General features: G+C 34.8%; 15 protein-coding genes. All 15 read right to left on the reverse strand.

Features of this window, described 5'->3' with window-relative positions; genetic code table 11:
- Nucleotides 1–464: 464 nt before the first annotated feature.
- A complete protein-coding gene (locus AC4FRF_RS10975) occupies nt 465–1,520 on the reverse strand; it encodes a phytase (protein ID WP_491159570.1) in 1,056 nt (351 codons plus the stop codon).
- Nucleotides 1,521–1,524: 4 nt separating this feature from the next.
- Nucleotides 1,525–2,514, reverse strand: coding sequence for a metallophosphoesterase (locus AC4FRF_RS10980; protein ID WP_491159572.1), 990 nt, complete (start codon nt 2,512–2,514; stop codon nt 1,525–1,527).
- A 68-nt stretch (nt 2,515–2,582) separates the two neighbouring features.
- A complete protein-coding gene (locus AC4FRF_RS10985) occupies nt 2,583–5,393 on the reverse strand; it encodes a TonB-dependent receptor (RefSeq protein ID WP_491159574.1) in 2,811 nt (936 codons plus the stop codon).
- Nucleotides 5,394–5,603: 210 nt separating this feature from the next.
- Nucleotides 5,604–6,293, reverse strand: coding sequence for a PH domain-containing protein (locus AC4FRF_RS10990; protein ID WP_491159576.1), 690 nt, complete (start codon nt 6,291–6,293; stop codon nt 5,604–5,606).
- 193 nt (nt 6,294–6,486) lie between these two features.
- A complete protein-coding gene (locus AC4FRF_RS10995; protein ID WP_491159578.1) occupies nt 6,487–8,058 on the reverse strand; it encodes a sodium:solute symporter family protein in 1,572 nt (523 codons plus the stop codon).
- Between the two features lie 12 nt (nt 8,059–8,070).
- Nucleotides 8,071–9,222 carry a four-carbon acid sugar kinase family protein gene (locus AC4FRF_RS11000; RefSeq protein ID WP_491159580.1) on the reverse strand — a complete coding sequence of 384 codons (1,152 nt, stop codon included), beginning with the start codon at nt 9,220–9,222 and terminating at the stop codon, nt 8,071–8,073.
- A 4-nt stretch (nt 9,223–9,226) separates the two neighbouring features.
- Entirely contained in the window at nt 9,227–10,270 is a 1,044-nt protein-coding gene (gene pdxA, locus AC4FRF_RS11005) for a 4-hydroxythreonine-4-phosphate dehydrogenase PdxA (RefSeq protein WP_491159582.1), read from the reverse strand.
- A complete protein-coding gene (locus tag AC4FRF_RS11010; protein WP_491159584.1) occupies nt 10,270–11,199 on the reverse strand; it encodes a dihydrodipicolinate synthase family protein in 930 nt (309 codons plus the stop codon). The genes pdxA and AC4FRF_RS11010 overlap by 1 nt, the downstream gene beginning before the upstream one ends.
- Before the next feature lie 11 nt (nt 11,200–11,210).
- Nucleotides 11,211–12,353 carry an iron-containing alcohol dehydrogenase gene (locus AC4FRF_RS11015; RefSeq protein ID WP_491159586.1) on the reverse strand — a complete coding sequence of 381 codons (1,143 nt, stop codon included), beginning with the start codon at nt 12,351–12,353 and terminating at the stop codon, nt 11,211–11,213.
- A 99-nt stretch (nt 12,354–12,452) separates the two neighbouring features.
- On the reverse strand, nt 12,453–13,460 hold the full coding sequence (locus tag AC4FRF_RS11020; protein ID WP_491159588.1) for a LacI family DNA-binding transcriptional regulator: 1,008 nt from the start codon (nt 13,458–13,460) through the stop codon (nt 12,453–12,455).
- Nucleotides 13,461–13,590: 130 nt separating this feature from the next.
- Nucleotides 13,591–13,953 carry an MmcQ/YjbR family DNA-binding protein gene (locus AC4FRF_RS11025; RefSeq protein ID WP_491159589.1) on the reverse strand — a complete coding sequence of 121 codons (363 nt, stop codon included), beginning with the start codon at nt 13,951–13,953 and terminating at the stop codon, nt 13,591–13,593.
- Complete coding sequence (locus AC4FRF_RS11030; RefSeq protein WP_491159591.1) at nt 13,950–14,351, reverse strand: GNAT family N-acetyltransferase; 402 nt, start codon at nt 14,349–14,351, stop codon at nt 13,950–13,952. Before AC4FRF_RS11030 ends, AC4FRF_RS11025 begins: the two co-directional genes overlap by 4 nt.
- A complete protein-coding gene (locus AC4FRF_RS11035; protein ID WP_491159593.1) occupies nt 14,348–15,112 on the reverse strand; it encodes a cyclase family protein in 765 nt (254 codons plus the stop codon). Before AC4FRF_RS11035 ends, AC4FRF_RS11030 begins: the two co-directional genes overlap by 4 nt.
- Before the next feature lie 94 nt (nt 15,113–15,206).
- Nucleotides 15,207–16,340, reverse strand: coding sequence for a radical SAM family heme chaperone HemW (gene hemW / locus AC4FRF_RS11040; protein ID WP_491159595.1), 1,134 nt, complete (start codon nt 16,338–16,340; stop codon nt 15,207–15,209).
- A 58-nt stretch (nt 16,341–16,398) separates the two neighbouring features.
- Nucleotides 16,399–16,953, reverse strand: coding sequence for a crossover junction endodeoxyribonuclease RuvC (ruvC, locus tag AC4FRF_RS11045; protein WP_491159596.1), 555 nt, complete (start codon nt 16,951–16,953; stop codon nt 16,399–16,401).
- Nucleotides 16,954–16,994: the final 41 nt, after the last annotated feature.

Below are 16,994 nucleotides of genomic sequence, written 5' to 3' on the forward strand. Positions count from 1 at the left end.
AAATGGCTTAAAAGCCATTTCTATTGATTTTTATAGAAGCGGATATTCTCTTTTATTTACTTTATACTAGCAATCTATTCTATTTTCCTAAAAAACTAGTGCTAAACACTAATACTATTGGTTCGAAGTACCAATACTATTGGTGTTAAGTAACTCTATTATTAGTACGAAGTAGGTAGTCTATTGGTTCGACCTACCAATACTATTGATGTTAACTACCTCTATTATTAGTACGAAGTAGGTGTTCTATTGGTTCGAAGTACATATACTATTGGTTCAAACTAGATGGTCTATTGGTTCGACCTACCAATACTATTAGTACTTCGTACCAATAAAGCAGGTGTTAAACAGTAATACTGGCAGGGATAACAAAAAAAATCGCCTTTTTATTGCTAAAAGAGGCGATTTAAAGATTTCCAGAACCCTATCGGGGTTTTAAACCCTGATAGGGTTGATTAAACATATTATTTTTTAGCTGCATCAATCAATTGCTGAATACTGTCCCAGTTGTAATAATGAAAAGTTCTGCCGTTGCTCATGGCTACAAAAAGTCCGTTTTTATAAGCACCGCCTAAATTAACATTCGTTACATCGGCACCATCACATTCTATCGTTGATGTTGGGATTTCGGCTAATAACGGATAGCTATTTGGATTCCCATTCACTCCTTCTCTTGGATACACCATAAAAGTATTGGCTTGCTGATTGGACACCAAAATATAACCTTCGGTAGCCGACTTTTTATAAATAGCAATCCCTTCATTATCTGATTTAAAATCGCCTTGACCAAAAAGAGCTAGTTCAGCATTATCATTGTCTGCTGGATTGGCTTTGTACTTTCTAATTCCGAATTGCTCGTCGCAATAAATAATAGTTCCTAATTCGTTATCCACCGCAATAGCTTCAATTTCTTTTTTCCCGCTGTAAGCGCCAAATTTACGTACTACGGTTCCACCAACAGTGCCATTGCCTGCATCGGTCAATTCGTATTGCCATAAATAACTACCCGAAGGCCCATTTTTTCTACCTACTACGGCAAAAATTTTATGGTCGCTTGGGCGAGTGTATAACGCAATTCCCATTGGTCCACGCATTTCTTCGCCTTCAAAAACAGCAATTCCGCCATTGTCAATAGGCTCTAAATCAGGCAAACTAAAAATACGAATACTGTTAGTTTCTCTTTCAGTAGTAACGGCTACGTCAATTTTTTTGCCATTAACCATCAATCCATACGCAATATCCACATTGTTGGGTCTTTGCAAAGGAATGGATTTCTTGATAATTTTTCCTTGCAAATCAAAGGCATACAATCCACCATCGGTATCTTTATCGGTACCAATGATGATGCTTTTGCTAGCATCCGTTGGATGGATCCAAATAGCAGGATCATCGGTATCATGAGCTGTTTTCTGGGTAATACTTACAGGTTTTACAGCATCTTTACGTACTGGAGCAAGTTTACTGCCGCAAGAAGCTAGGGTAAGACCAATTAAGGTGATAAGTATATATTTGTTTTTCATATTGTTATTTTTTTTCAATTGTGGTGCTAAAAATTATTTTGCCATTGGCATCAACTACCTGAGCCAATAAACTAGTGTTATTTAAAGAAAAGGTCATAAATCCTGCCTTTTCTGCCGCAAACAAGGTACCTTCTCTTTTACCTGTTGGTCGCACTTCACAGGCTGCTCCCGATAAGAATTGTGTGGTATAGCGTCCTTTTGGTTTTATAATTTGCAAATCGTGTTCATGTCCGCAGAAATAAGCATCTACTTTATATTTGTCAAATAAATTAGCAAACTTGTTTTCGAAATTTTTGGTATCAGCACTGTTTTTTCGTTTCCCACCACTGTACAAAGGATGATGCCCTACTACAATTTTCCATTTAATGGAAGTATCAGTTGTAGCCAATTCTTTTTCAATCCATTTGCGCTGCGCAAGCGTATCTTGAGCAATGATATTCTCATACATATCCGATCCTTTTTCATGATAACTATCAATAAATGGCGAAGTATCCATAACCACCATCAATACTTTATTCCCATTTTTTAATTCGAAAGTTTTAGAAAAATAAGGCGAAGGCATGTGCCAACGACGACTGATTTTAGAATAATCTATCTCCGCTTGAATATTGCCACGGTAATCGTGATTGCCTAAAGCTACATACCAAGGATTTTGCAAATTATAATCGGTGTACACATTCTCAAAAGAAGCAATCCAAGAATAATCCTGAGTACTTTGCACGCCATTAGGATAAAAATTATCCCCTACCGCAACCACAAAATCCGATTCGATGGTGGCTGCTGCTTTTCCCATTTGTAGCGCTACATCTTTCTGGAAGAACTGCCCGTAACGACCAAAATCTCCCATTAATAGAAAATTCAAACTCTTGCTTAAGGTTTGTAATTCCGGAATGTATCCGCCTTGATAACCTGATAATTCGGCTTCCTCTTTTTGCTGGGCAATTCCAATAACAGTAAGGAATAAAAAGAATAAACTATAAATTGTATTTCTCATATTTTGTAAACGAAAAAGTGACAGGGTAAAATTACCCTGCCAACTTTATCTAAAATTATAATGTATTATTAAAAGTCAAATTTCAATCCGAAATTGTAACGTGGTTGGTAATATTCTACTTGTTGCGTGTGTGCTTCTTCACCTTGGTAATAACGCAACGGTTGATTAGTTATGTTATTTGCCTCAGCAAAAAGACGCAAGTTTCTGGTAATCTTGAATGCTGCATTAGCATCTACAAAAAATTGTTTGTCATAATAACTGTCTTCTGATGCATCAGCACCTAAAACATCAACATAATCAGCTGCAAAATTAGTAGAAACCCTAGCTGAGAAACGTTTGTTTTCCCATGACAAAGAACCATTAAACATGTGTGGCGCCGTTCCTGGAAGACTTACATTTTTTCTTTCGTTTCCATCTTCATCAGCAATTCCTTTTGCTTTTGATTTGGTATACGTATAGTTCAAATACACCCCAAAACCTTTTAAGAATTTCCCTGGTAAGAAATCCAATTGACGTTGTAAGGCTACTTCAAAACCGTACACATCTACTTTCTTTCCATTTTTAGATTGTACAAATTTCCATTCTTCTCCCACTGGAATTGGGTTGATTTGGTTTGGAAAATTAGAGGCAAAATCAGCATTCGAAAATTGATTTGTACTGTATTTGTAAACAAAATCATTTAAGTTTTTATAGAAAGCTCCTCCTGAAATCAATCCTACCGATTTGAAATAATTCTCCACCATCAAATCATAGTTATAAGAATAAGTCGCTTTCAAGTCAGGATTACCCGCAGAAATTTCTCTATCAGAAGCAATATTGTTTACATAAGGCGCTAAGTCATAATAATTAGGACGTGCCAATGCTGTAGTTGCTGCTGCTCTAAAAATTAAATTGTCAGTTGCATTGTACTTAAAGGAAATCCCTGGCATTACATTAGTATAAGAGTTGTCAGTAGTAATTTTAGTTTCTAATTCTGATTCGTCTAACACACGATTTCCGGTGTAATCAATACGCGTATTCTCGACACGGAAACCAAAAATCATCGATAACTTATCGTTAAAATCCTGATCCCATCTTAGGTAAGTAGCAAAAATATTTTCCTTAGCATTATAATTTACTGATAAATATTCTGAAGGTTCTGTTTGTCCATCAAACAAAGCCGTATTATGTAAATCTAAACTTCCTAAGAATGCTGCCGAAGCAAAAGTTCCCGCTACATATTTGCTTCCTGGATTAAAACCATTTCCATCAAAAGATTTGGTTGGCACATCAGCTAAAGTAGCCATATCATCATTAATAGGCTCATAAGAATAAAAGATATTATCTCTTGATTTTTCTTTTAATCTCATACGAAGACCTGTTCTAATACGTCCTTTTTGGGAAGGAATAATAGAAAATGGAAAACGAATATTCACTTTTGCTCCTAATTCACTTTCGTCAGTATCATTGGTGTTTTCAGTAACCGAATCAAATTTGAATTTATCCAAAGCCTCTCCAGTTGTCGTTAGCAATGGGAATCTTTCGTCAGACAAATCTTGAGCTGCTGCTACTCCTTTTTGACGGTATTCTACATAACGCTCACCTGGACGGTATTCTCTTGCTGTAGAATAATTAACAGACCAATCTAAATCCAATTTTGAATTAATCAAATGCTCACCACGTAATGCATAATTTTGCACACGTTGGTCTTCTAACCTTCTGTTTTTATTGCGATCGTTATCTAAACCACCTTTTGTTTGGCGTTTTACTCTAGCCGTATAACCCGTAATACTTTCGCCAGCATAAATAGGCTCAATATTATCATAAGTTACTCTGTAACGATTCTCTCTATCGTCTCTCCAGTTGTACATGGCATTGGCAAAAATGGTGTTGTTATCATTAAATTTATAATCTAATGCTACCGAAGCACTTCTACGGATACGTTGTACATCGTATTGTCTGATTTCTGCTTTACTCAAATAATTGTTTCCAAATTCGTCTTTAGACCAAACGTTTTCAATATTATCGGAACCATAATCGTTGTTGTTGTAAGAACCGCTTACTACCATTCCTAATTTGCTATCTAGAAAACGATTTCCGTAAACTAAACCTGCTGTATAAGACGCTTTCTCACGAATAGGCAAATAACCTCCTGCTACCGTAGCCGAAATTCTTTCTCTATTAGGAGTGGCTCTTGTTACTAAGTTTACTGAACCACCAATAGCATCGGCATCCATATCAGGCGTTAAAGTTTTATTTACCTCGATTGTAGAAATCATATCCGATGGAATTAAGTCCATTTGTACGTTTCTATTGTCTCCTTCAGCCGATGGAATTCGGTCACCATTTAAAGTAACAGAGTTCAACGAAGGCGCTAAACCTCTAATGATAATATTTCTAGCTTCACCTTGGTCATTTTGCATCGTAATCCCTGGAACTCTTTTTAAAGCATCTCCAATATTAGCATCTGGAAAACGTCCAACTTGATCCGCAGAAATAATATTACCTATGTTTCTATTGGTTTTTTGTTGATTCAATGCTTTGGCTTGCCCTTTTAAAACATCTCCAACAACCACTTCGTTTAATTCTGTTCCTGAAGTTTTAAGATTAAAGTTTACTACTGCATTTTTTCCTCCCACAATAGTAACTTTATCAACAGCTGGAGTATATCCAATATATCTAATTTCAATTTGGTAAGCACCGGGCGTAACATTCAAAAATTCATATCTACCATTACTATCCGAAATAGTATATTTATTTTGCCCCGTAATTTGAATCAATGCTCCTGGTAAAGGAAATTTATCTGCTGCGTCCAAAATTTTTCCTGAAACGATTCCTTTTTGTGCATATCCCATCAGGGTTACTAAGAAAAGAAATACTACTAAATAATTTTTTTTCATCGTTGTTTTAATTTTTATGATGCAAAACTACCCTCATAGTATTAAACTAACTTCTTATAAAAATTAAGATACCGTTACCATTAGCCACAATAAATCTTACTTATTTTACAAAAAGTTAACACTACAAAAACTAAAAAACGGAATTAAAACAACAAAGCCTTAAGAAAGGACTTCTTAAGGCTTTGTACTATTATTTTAATAAAAAACGATTTACATCAAACTCAAAATTTCTTTTTTAAGCGCATCGTATTCTCCTTGAAGAATCAATCCGTTATCTAATAATTTTTTATAATTCTGTAGTTTGGCAAAAAGCTCATCTTGCGTCAACTCGCTTGTTGGTTTTTCTGCAGTATGATTGTTTTTTTCTTGAGTAGGTTCTGCATAAGTAGGAACTGCTGGCATAATCTCAGCATAATTTGTTACTTCTTCGGTTTCTATTTCTTCAATCTCCTCTTCAACTGTAACTATTTCTTCTGGAGCTACAGCCGTATTTTGAGCGGCTCCACTTTTTAAGATATCCAATTGCTCTTTAGCAAAAGTATAAATCTTTCTGGCTTGAATTTTTGGAATATAATCAATAGAAACTGTCATATCTGCTTTGGTAGAAAAAGAAAACTCCGAACCTAAGATATTTTCTTTCACAAAAGTCCCTTCAATTTGATCCCAAGTATAATCAATAAAATCCATCGAAAGTCCTAAGTTTTTAGGTTGACAGATGATAATTCTTTTATTGGTTAAAACTATACTATCTGGAAAAACCGTAATCGCTGGTTTTTTTTGTACCCCTATATATCCTATTTCTTCATTTTTCATCAATAAATCATTCAGCTTTGAAGTGATTTTTTCAATGGCTTTAGGATCTTGCTCCTCGTTTAAAAACTTCTTGATTTGTTCTTTCATTGTAGACTCCGTTTATTTTTGCTTTGGTTGAATTGAGATTTAAATTCCATACAAAAGTAATACCTAATTTCATAAATATGAGTTAATTATTCAGGCTTTACTTTGTGATTTTTTTGAGATAAAAATAAACAAAAAAGTCTTAGTTGTTTTCGGTAAACGAACTAAGACTTTTTTTATTTTTTTAGAAATGAAATTAGATCAATCCCTTTCTTTTTTTCTCTAAATATCCGTAATAAGTTAAATTAGTTGGCACAGCTTCCTTTGGAAAGAAATAACTAGCAATCCAGCCTACAAAAAACAATACAAAATGGCTATAAACTCCTAACATATATTTGTGTTGTGTAAAATTGTAAGCCCCCATATCTAAAAGCAGCTTCTTATTCTCACCTGAACCTGTTGAAGTAGATGTCAATAAAGCAAAACCTGTAAATAGGATGCAGGCCACAATTCCAACATTCAAACCTTGTCTATTGGCTCTATTTACAAAAAGTCCCAGTAGCAACATCCCTGCAATTCCACCTGAAAAAATAGCATACAACATAAAAACTGTAGATAGGATCCCTTCATTTTCTCCAGAATATACGTAAACTGTTGCCACTAAAATAGAAGCTAATCCTGCTGCAACTACTAAAATTTTACCCATTCGAAGTTGTTGCATTCCTGAACTATTAGGCTTGATTCTTTTATAATAATCATCTACTCCTACTGCCGCTAAACAGTTCAAATCGGCATCTAAACTAGAGATGGCCGCTGCAATCAACGCTGACAGAATTAAGCCAACCAAACCTGGAGGCAATTGCGTAGTTATAAAATAAGGAAAAACAGCATCAGGTTTAATTCCTTCAGGCAAAGCTAAACTTGGATGTAAAGCATAAAAAGAAAACAAAGCCGTACCTATAAACATAAAAACGGTCCAAACAGGAACTGTTATTACAATTCCCATTATAGATGCTCTGATGGCATCTTTATCTGATTTAGCAGTTAGATAACGCTGAACAATAGTTTGGTCAGCACCGTATTTTTGAATGGCATAAAAAATACCATTGATTACCATAACCCAAAAAGTAAGGTTTACAAAATCAAAATCATAAGGACCAAAACCTATTTTGTTGTGATCTACAGCATAATTTACTATTTCTCCCAGACCTCCATCGGTTTTAAAAAGAATTACTCCAATAGCTAAAATCCCTCCTAAAATCAATAAAAACCCTTGAATTACATCTAGCCAAATTACTGCTTCCATTCCCCCAAAAAGTGTAATAAAGATAATAGCAATCCCTATGACCCAAATTATGGCTAAGGCATCAACACCTGTCATAGAAGACAAGGCTAAAGCCAAAAGAAACAAAACTGAACCCATTTTAGAGAAATGAGCAAAAATAAAACCTAAAGAACCGTAAACCCGAGCCAGATAACCAAATCTCTTTTCGAAATATTCATAAGCACTCAGGCCAATAACATTACGATATAAAGGCACAATAAACCGAATGGAAAAGATAAGCACAATAGGGACCATAAATCCCTGTACTAAAAGAATCCAATTGGATTTATATCCTTCACCTGGATAAGCTAAGAATGTAACGCTACTGATTAATGTTGCAAAAATTGACATTCCAATTGCCCAAGCAGGAACATCGCCTCCTGCGGCAAAATATTGTTGTGTATTGGTATTTTTTTTTGAAAATCGAACACCTACCCAAAAAGTAAGCACCAACGACAATACAATAATGAGATAATCAATAAAATGTAACGAAGCTTCATTCATAATTTATAAAAATTAAAATTTCCAGACAGACTCAGTCCATTGATAACTTCCTGGTTTTAGGGTTAAATGCATTTCCTTTTCTTGCTCTATTTTCATTCTTATTACTCCTTGGGCTAATTCTTGCTCAGGAAAAAACTTTTTGTATTCTAAATGTTCAATTATAGCATAAGCTGTTGCTCCTCCTTCTATCAATAATTCTTCCACTTTTACTTTTGAAACCACTTTTTTTACTACTGTAGCAAATACAGCTTTGATTCTAGACGGAAGATTATCTACTTCATTACAATCTAAGCTATCAATGGCAATAATAACCTTATCTGCTTTTTCTATTTCTACGATAATCTGACTAGCCCAATCCTGAATAATGTCATTATAATTTTCTTTACAAAAAATGGACTTTGGCATATACAACACACTTCCACCAGCATTTTTTACTTTTCTAACCACCTCCCTACTTGGTAAATGATTACTTCCGCATACATACATTGCTTTCTTACCAAAATTTAAAGCAACTGGATTTTGTTGTTTTTCTTTTTGAATTTTCTTTAGAATAGCATTAAAAAAACTTGCACCTCCAGCAGGCAACATGCTATCATCTATAATATTTGCCCATCCCATCAAATCTTCATTTGTAGGTGTATTGCCTATTATAAAACCATGCTGAGGAATTTTTTGTCCCAAAGAAATGGAAAAAGATTGGTCTCTGTACTCATTCCCAATCATATCAAGCACATTAGAAGTAGTTCCTTTATCGAAATCCTCTCCGAAAAATTTAGATTCCATCAATGGAATTTTATTGATATAATATACACCATCAACAATGGTTCTATTCATGGCTGGATTAGCAGGAACTAAGAGTACTTTTTTCTTTCCTGAAACTGACAATTGAACGTCCAACTCATCTCCAATCTTTCCTCTTAATAAAGAATCTGTTTTTTTATATATAAAATCGGGATGTAATTTAAGTAATTCTTCTGTAACTTCTTTGATTTGTTTTTGAGCATCTGTTTTACACAAAGACCTCGTATTTGTTGCGATAACTAAAACATCACAGCTGTAATTTACGTTTACACTTGTATCTATCGTAACGCTAAAACCGTTACGAAGAGCAATTCCACCTATTTCGGCAGCACCTGTAAAATCATCTGATATAACCGCTATCATCTTCCTATCGATTATCTTGTTTATTTTTATGTAATCGTGCAGCATATTCTATCGCTAGAACCATTGCATCAGGACTAGCTATTCCTCTTCCTGCAATTTCCATTGCAGTACCATGATCTACAGAAGTTCTAATAATTGGCAATCCCAATGTAATATTCACTCCTCTTACACTTTTCATTTGTCCTTTAGACTGATCCCAGTTGAAACCAACCGTTTTAAATGGAATATGTCCTTGATCGTGGTACATAGCCACACAACCATCATAAACACCGCCAATAGCCTTTGGAAACAAGGTATCGGCTGGAATTGGACCTTCTACATTAAAACCTCTTTTTAACGCCTCTTGAACTGCTGGCAGAATTTCCTGTTCTTCTTCCCAACCAAAAAGTCCTCCGTCACTGGCATGCGGATTTAATCCTGCAACTCCAATTTTAGGATTCTTAACTCCTAGCTTTTTACAAGCATCATCAATAAGAGCAATAGTATCAAGGATTCTGTCTTTTTTAACCAAATCGCAAGCTTGTCTTAACGAAACGTGTGTAGAAACGTGAATCACTCTTAAGTTTTCTTCTACCAATAACATTCCGTATTTTTTGGTATCTGTATAATGCGCATAAATTTCAGTATGCCCTGCAAATACATGCCCTGCTTTTTGAATCGACTCTTTATTGATTGGTCCTGTAACGGTTCCATCAATTTCTCCAGCTAAAGCCAATTCAATATTTTTAACCACTGTTCTAAAAGCAACATCACCCGCTTCAGCAGTGATTTCGCCCATTTTTAAATCGGCGATATTCATATAATTCAAATCAAAAACATCAGCTGTACCTTTTTCGAATTTGGCATCGGCAATTTTTGAAATTCTATTCACTTTTAAATCCAAACCACAAAAAGCAATAGCTTGCTCAAACACATCAGCTTCACCAACTAAAACGGGTTGGCTTACTTCATAAACTTTTGGATCTAACAAAGCTTTTACAGCTACTTCAGGTCCTATACTAGCGGGATCTCCCATGGTAATCCCTAATATTGGCTTTCTACTCTCCATTATGCAATACTGTTTATACTTTTTAAATCCGTTCCGTAATTATCTATTTTTTCAAATGCAATTCTTTCATTCTCTTCGCTTACAGCAATCATTGGCAGCAATACCTCTTTTGTACAAAGACTATATTTAGCTAACAAACATTTTAGAATTGGAATGGCATTACACAAAATTTGATTTTCTTGGTAAATTTTTGAAATCACATCACTTTTCTCCTGCGCTTTTTGTGCTGATTCATTATCACCAGCCAAAACACTCTTGTAAATAGTACTGTACAACTGTGGTGTTAAGTTTCCGGTACTTGGCACTAATCCATCTGCACCAAGCAACAATCCTTCATAAGATTTGGCTGCCCAACCTAATAAATAAGCGAAATCTTCACGGTCTTTCCAAAGTCCAATAGCTTTAGCCATACGTTCTTCGCCTCTTTCTGATTCTTTGTAACCCACAATATTTGGGTGCTTACTTAATTCATCTGCAGTTTCAAGGTCAATAGACATATTTGTTGTCATCGGCATATTATAAACAATCAAGGGCAATGCAACTGCCGAAGCTAATTGCTGATAATAATTTAAAATATGATTTTGATTTAGCGGATAATAGTAAGGTACGTGCGCTACTAAAACATCAACTCCCAAAGCTGTATATTGAGCTGCCTGATCTAAAGATTCTTGGAATGAATTTCCTGAAATTCCAGCATAAACCATTGCTTTTCCTTTAGCAACTTCAACTGTTTTTTTTACTAAGGCTACTTTACTTTCAAAAGTAATTGAACTCGATTCACCTGTAGTTCCTAAAACAAAAGGATGACAATCCCCTTCAATTAAATGATTTACTAAGACACTTACAGCTTCTAAATCAATACTTTTGTCAGTACGCAATGGAGTTACCATTGGTACCACTACTCCACTATATTTTTTATTATTTTTCATTTTTTATTGTACTAAAAAGCGGCTTTATAAATAGCAACCGCGTCTTCAACCCCTATTTCTCTTATATTGTTTTTCAACAATCGTTGTACTTTAATGGCTCCTTCTGCCAACTGAGGAATAGAATCTTCTTTTACTCCTGCTTGACCTAAAGTTATCGGTAAACCACAATCGATAATTAATTGTTTCAAAATCTTCACCCCTTCTAAAGCTGTTTCCCTTGAAGTACTTTTCTTTTCAGCACCTAAAACCTCCGCAATTCGCTCATATTTACTAACGTCCGCTTCAATGTTATATTCCATCACATAAGGCAACAACAAGGCATTAGACAATCCATGTGGAATATGATATTCTACCCCCAAGGGATAGGACAACGCATGAACAGCCGCTGTATTTACAGGCCCCAAACACATTCCGCCATACATACTTCCCAAAGCAACCTGCGCTCTGGCTTCTAAATCAGCTCCATTATCACAAGCCCTTTTTAGGTATTTAGCAATCAATCGTACCCCTTCTAAAGCATACAAATCCACAAAAGGATGTGCAAATTTATTGGTATATGCTTCTAAACAATGCGTTAAGGCATCAATTCCTGTTGCAGCCGTAATACTTCTTGGCAAAGAAATGGTTAAAACAGGATCAATATACGCAGCGTCCGGCACTAAATACGGACTAATAATCCCTACTTTCTCCCCTAATTCGTTTACAAAAATAGCATTTGGCGAAACCTCACTTCCTGTCCCGGAAGTTGTTGGGATACAGGCTACATAAACTTGTCTTTCTTTAAGATTTCCTATTCCTTTTATTTCCTCTAAGGTTTGGTTATTTTTTAATTGAGCTGCTACTAATTTAGCTACATCCAAAACACTTCCCCCTCCAATTCCTACAATGCTATCCGCACCAAAAGCTTTTGCTTCAAACAACACTTTATTAAAATCTTCAAATGTTGGTTCACCAACAATCGATTCATTAATGCTAATTTCAACTCCTTGTGATTGTAATGCATCTAAAAAAGGGCTTAACGCATTTTTAAGTTCTGCTATACTCAGCAAAAACATTCGCTTAAAACCTTTTTCTACAAAATCATCAACAAATCGCTGCATACTTCCCTCCCCGAAAACGACACGATTAGGATTTAAAATTACAATTTCTTTCATTCTTTCTCTTTTAACACCAAGCACTCTCTAACAACTTCTTATCCTCAAAAAAAGCTTTAATTAAAAATGTAAACGTTTACATTTTTAAATTAAAAAAAACTACTCAATACGAGTAGTAGACTTCCTAAGCATCAATTCAGTTTTCAAAATAATATTTTCTTTTTTCTTAATTGGATTTACCATTCTTTCATATAGCATCTCAGCCGCTTTTCTTCCCATATCAAAACCTGGTTGACGAACAGCAGTCAATGGTGGATTTAACGAAATAGACCAAGGCATATCATCAAAACCAATTATCGAAATCTCTTCCGGAATTCTAATATTTTGAGCATGAATGGCTTCTAGCGCTCCTAAAGTCAACAGATTATTTCCTGAAAAAATAGCTGTTGGTCTTTGTTCCAATTCTAAAATTTTATTAGCAATTTCAAATCCACTTTTATAATCTGTATTTCTGGCAAAAACTAAACTTTCATCAAAAGGAACACCGTGTCCTTCAAGAGCTTTTTTATAGCCCGCCATACGTTCGATATAAGTTGGAATTTTAAAATTACCCGAAATAAAAGCAATTCGTCTGTGACCATTAGTCAACAAATGATTAATGGCATTATAAGCGCCTTGTTCATTATCTACTTTTACAACATCTACATCAATATCTGTCAACCCTCTATCAATGCAAACAACAGGAATGTTTTTCTTAACCAGATTTTCAATTCCTTTGTCTTTTCCATGAATAGGAGCCACAATCAAACCGTCAATATTTTCAGATTGAAAAATATCCAAATACAACTTTTCTTTTTTCTCATCCTGCCCAAAATTCCCAATCATAACAGCAAAATTATTCTCATAAGCATAATCCTCAACTCCTCTTACCACATCAACGAAAAAAGGGTTTTGAATATCTGGAATAATCAAACCTAATAATTTAGTCTTGCCATTAGAACTTCTTAGTCTTTGAGCAACACGATTGGGTTTATATTCCAGCGCCGCAATAGAAGCCTGAACTTTAAGCACAGTTTCTTTACTTACCTTAGGATCATTATTGATGACTCTAGATACTGTGGCTATAGAAACCTTAGAATGCTCTGCTACTGCTTTTAGATTTGACAATTTGATAGAATGTAAACGTTTACACCACAAATATCAAAATATTTAATTTAAAAAACAAATTTTACGAACTATTGTTTTTCTATTCTAATAAAATAGCAAAAAAACACTAAATAACTACAAAAAATCTTATTTAACCCAACAAGCTTTCCTGAACAATTTTAGTTAAAGAACTAAAAACCAAATCATAAGAACAGTCAATCATTTCTTTTAAAAATGAATCCGAAACATCAGTATTGATAGCCACTGTATTCCAGTGCTTTTTATTCATATGAAAACCGGGTTCAACAGCTTCAAACTGCAACCTCCACTCGACAGCAACCTCAGGATCACATTTCAAATTAACTGACGGTTGCCCTGATTCCCATTGTTTTAACGACGAAAGTGCAAACATCTTTCCTCCCACCTTAAAAACTAAAGTATCCTGATCAAAAGGAAAATGCTCCGTAACCCCTTTTTTGGAAAGACAATATTCATAAAAAGTTTCTAAGTTCATAGTATTATTTTTTCCATTAATTTCTCCGGATGTGCCAATAATTTGAATCCAAATTTTTCGTATAAAAAATGAGCATCTGTAGTAGCTAATCGCCAGATTTTTATGTTTTGTAATTCCGGTTCATTCATCATAGCATCTATTAAAAGTGACGAATAGCCATTTCCCCTATGTTTTTCATCAATAAAAACATCCATCAAATAAGCAAAAACTACATAATCGGTAATCACTCGTGCAAAACCTATTTGTTGATTGTCTAAGTAAATTCCGAAACAAAAAGAATGCTCAATTGTCGTTTTCACTTCTTCAATAGTACGACCTGCTGCCCAATAAATATCCTTCAAAAAATCTTGAATAAAAGCAACATCTAATTTATTTTTATCGGTAGAAATGCTAATCATATTTTGTACAAAATGGGTTTACTTGGACTGGCATCATTTTCAAAAGAAGCGATTTGTAAATTCAACAAATAACTTCCGTCTTGCAACTCATCAGGTACAAAAATCATTTCCGTAATACTACAATTCAATCGGGCATCAACATTCAAATCATTCACATCTTTAACATTCCAAAATGCTTTATGCGCCAATAATTTTCCTTCGTCATGCTCTTTGTCTACACTAGGCAAATCAATCAATAAATGTTGAATGCCGCTTTCGCGAATGAAAATCGCTGCTTCTTCGGACAAATAAGGCGGATTGCTATTGGAATAATTTTTATGCTTTTTAGATTCCAAGTTTGGCAAAGTACGCATAATTAAAGCTTCTTTTGGAATACCTGTTTTTAACGTCAGATCGAGTGCCGTCAAAATAACATCCAAAGTAATCACCAAATCTTCTCCTTGAATCTCTGGTTGAATCGAAATCAATTCTGCCAAAAAGAAAAACTCTTTCAAACATTGGTTGATACTAAAAAAATCTTTAGTAATATGACCCAAACACTCAGTATGTGTACCGTGAGCGTGGGGATTAAAGACGATATTATTAAAGTTGGTCGACGCCCCTTCTTTAACACTTCCAGTCCAATCTCCAAAAACGACTGGTTTTATTTCTGGTTTTTCTAAATACCAAGCAATAGGATTCTCATCCGTATTCGTCAACGGAATAGAAATATCAATGGGTTTTGATAAATCGACTTGGAAATTATTTATTGATGCTATCATTGTTTTTAACCACAAAGGGTACGAAGTTTACACTAAGTTCACAAAGCTTTGTGTGCTTTGCGCCTTCTTTGCGATCTTAGTGGTTAAATTAAAACTATTCCAAATTTAAATAAAACAAATCACTTGCAATCCCATCTGTCAAAAACTTTCCTTTTGAAGTAGGTCTCAAAATATCATTTTCAATAAAAAGCAACTCATCATTCAGGAATTTTTGGGATTGTTTTACCAAATAATCCAAATAATCTTGTCCAAATTCATTCTGAATTCTGTCTAATGAAACACCCCAAATCGTTCGCAATCCCGTCATAATATATTCATTATAACGGTCTTCTACAGATAATTTTTCGGTTTCATTGGGCAATTGATTTTCTAAAATAGATTTAATATAAAGCGAATTATTCGCAATATTCCAACTTCTGGAAATCCCATCGTAAGTATGTGCCGAAGGACCAATTCCGATGTATTTTTTACCCAACCAATAGGCCGAATTGTTCTTTGAAAAGTAATCCGGTTTGCCAAAATTGGATAATTCATAATGCACAAATCCGTTTTTTTCTAATGTTTCTACCAAAATCATAAAATGTTCCGAAGCTACTTCGTCTTTGGGTTCGGCAATTTTTCCCGTTTGAATCAGTTTATTCAAAGCCGTTTTAGGCTCCACCGTCAAGGCATAACTGGAAATGTGTGGAATTCCAAAACCCAAAGCCGTTTCTATATTCTGCAACCATTTTTCGTTACTCATTCCCGGAATTCCATAAATCAAATCCAGGGAAATATTATCAAAATATTTTGTAGCTAATGCTAAACATTTTTTGGCTTCCGCCGAATTATGCGCGCGATTCATCATTTTCAAATCCTCTTCATAGAAAGATTGAATTCCAATAGAAAGACGATTAATTCCTATTTGTTTTAACGCAATTAAATATTCTTCAGACAAATCATCCGGGTTGGCTTCTAATGTTATTTCAGGATTATCGCTAACTTTATAATTCTCATAAATCGAATCCATCAGCAATCTCAAATCTTCAATTTGCAACCTGCTTGGCGTTCCTCCTCCAAAATAAATGGTTTCTATAACCTCATTTTCAAACTCGTTTTTACGCATGATAATTTCTTTGGCTAAAGCCAAAACCATTTCATTCTTCTTTTTCATCGAAGTCGAAAAATGGAAGTCACAATAATGACAAGCCTGTTTGCAAAAAGGGATATGGATGTAGATTCCGCTCATTTTATAGTAGTCAGTGGTCTGTAATCAGTTCTGCAAACAGAACAGCAAATACCGAACACTATTTTTTAATTCGTTCTTCGTTTTGTTTCACAAAAGCATCCCAACCGGAATAGCTTTTGCCAGCTACCACTTTTCCGGAATTGAAAAAATGACAAACTGCAGCGGCTAAACCATCGGTAGAATCCAGATTTTTAGGTAACTCTTTCAGTCCTAAAAGCTGTTGCAGCATTTTTGCCACCTGCTCTTTACTGGCGTTTCCATTTCCAGTAATCGCCATTTTTATCTTCTTCGGTTCGTATTCTGTAATGGGAATTCCTCTCGAAAGTCCTGCTGCCATAGCCACTCCTTGTGCACGACCTAATTTCAGCATCGATTGCACATTTTTCCCAAAGAAAGGAGCTTCAATAGCAATTTCGTCAGGACAATGGGTATCTATCAACTCAATAGTACGCTCAAAAATGATTTTTAGTTTTTGATAATGATTATCATATTTAGATAATTGTAATTCGTTCAACTGAACGAACTCCATTTTTTTATTGATAATGCGTATCAAACCAAATCCCATAATGGTCGTTCCGGGGTCAATTCCTAATATGATGCGTTCGTTAGCCAAAAGATTTATTTAAAGATTAAAGAACAAAAATTAAAGTTTTC

This window comes from Flavobacterium sp. ST-158, assembly GCF_058309975.1.

Bases quoted from the DNA above. Each gene is read 5' to 3' on its own strand.
- AC4FRF_RS10975 (WP_491159570.1), bottom strand. From the start codon at position 1,520: ATGAAAAACAAATATATACTTATCACCTTAATTGGTCTTACCCTAGCT.
- AC4FRF_RS10980 (WP_491159572.1), bottom strand. From the start codon at position 2,514: ATGAGAAATACAATTTATAGTTTATTCTTTTTATTCCTTACTGTTATT.
- AC4FRF_RS10985 (WP_491159574.1), bottom strand. From the start codon at position 5,393: ATGAAAAAAAATTATTTAGTAGTATTTCTTTTCTTAGTAACCCTGATG.
- AC4FRF_RS10990 (WP_491159576.1), bottom strand. From the start codon at position 6,293: ATGAAAGAACAAATCAAGAAGTTTTTAAACGAGGAGCAAGATCCTAAA.
- AC4FRF_RS10995 (WP_491159578.1), bottom strand. From the start codon at position 8,058: ATGAATGAAGCTTCGTTACATTTTATTGATTATCTCATTATTGTATTG.
- AC4FRF_RS11000 (WP_491159580.1), bottom strand. From the start codon at position 9,222: ATGATAGCGGTTATATCAGATGATTTTACAGGTGCTGCCGAAATAGGT.
- pdxA (WP_491159582.1), bottom strand. From the start codon at position 10,270: ATGGAGAGTAGAAAGCCAATATTAGGGATTACCATGGGAGATCCCGCT.
- AC4FRF_RS11010 (WP_491159584.1), bottom strand. From the start codon at position 11,199: ATGAAAAATAATAAAAAATATAGTGGAGTAGTGGTACCAATGGTAACT.
- AC4FRF_RS11015 (WP_491159586.1), bottom strand. From the start codon at position 12,353: ATGAAAGAAATTGTAATTTTAAATCCTAATCGTGTCGTTTTCGGGGAG.
- AC4FRF_RS11025 (WP_491159589.1), bottom strand. From the start codon at position 13,953: ATGAACTTAGAAACTTTTTATGAATATTGTCTTTCCAAAAAAGGGGTT.
- AC4FRF_RS11030 (WP_491159591.1), bottom strand. From the start codon at position 14,351: ATGATTAGCATTTCTACCGATAAAAATAAATTAGATGTTGCTTTTATT.
- AC4FRF_RS11035 (WP_491159593.1), bottom strand. From the start codon at position 15,112: ATGATAGCATCAATAAATAATTTCCAAGTCGATTTATCAAAACCCATT.
- hemW (WP_491159595.1), bottom strand. From the start codon at position 16,340: ATGAGCGGAATCTACATCCATATCCCTTTTTGCAAACAGGCTTGTCAT.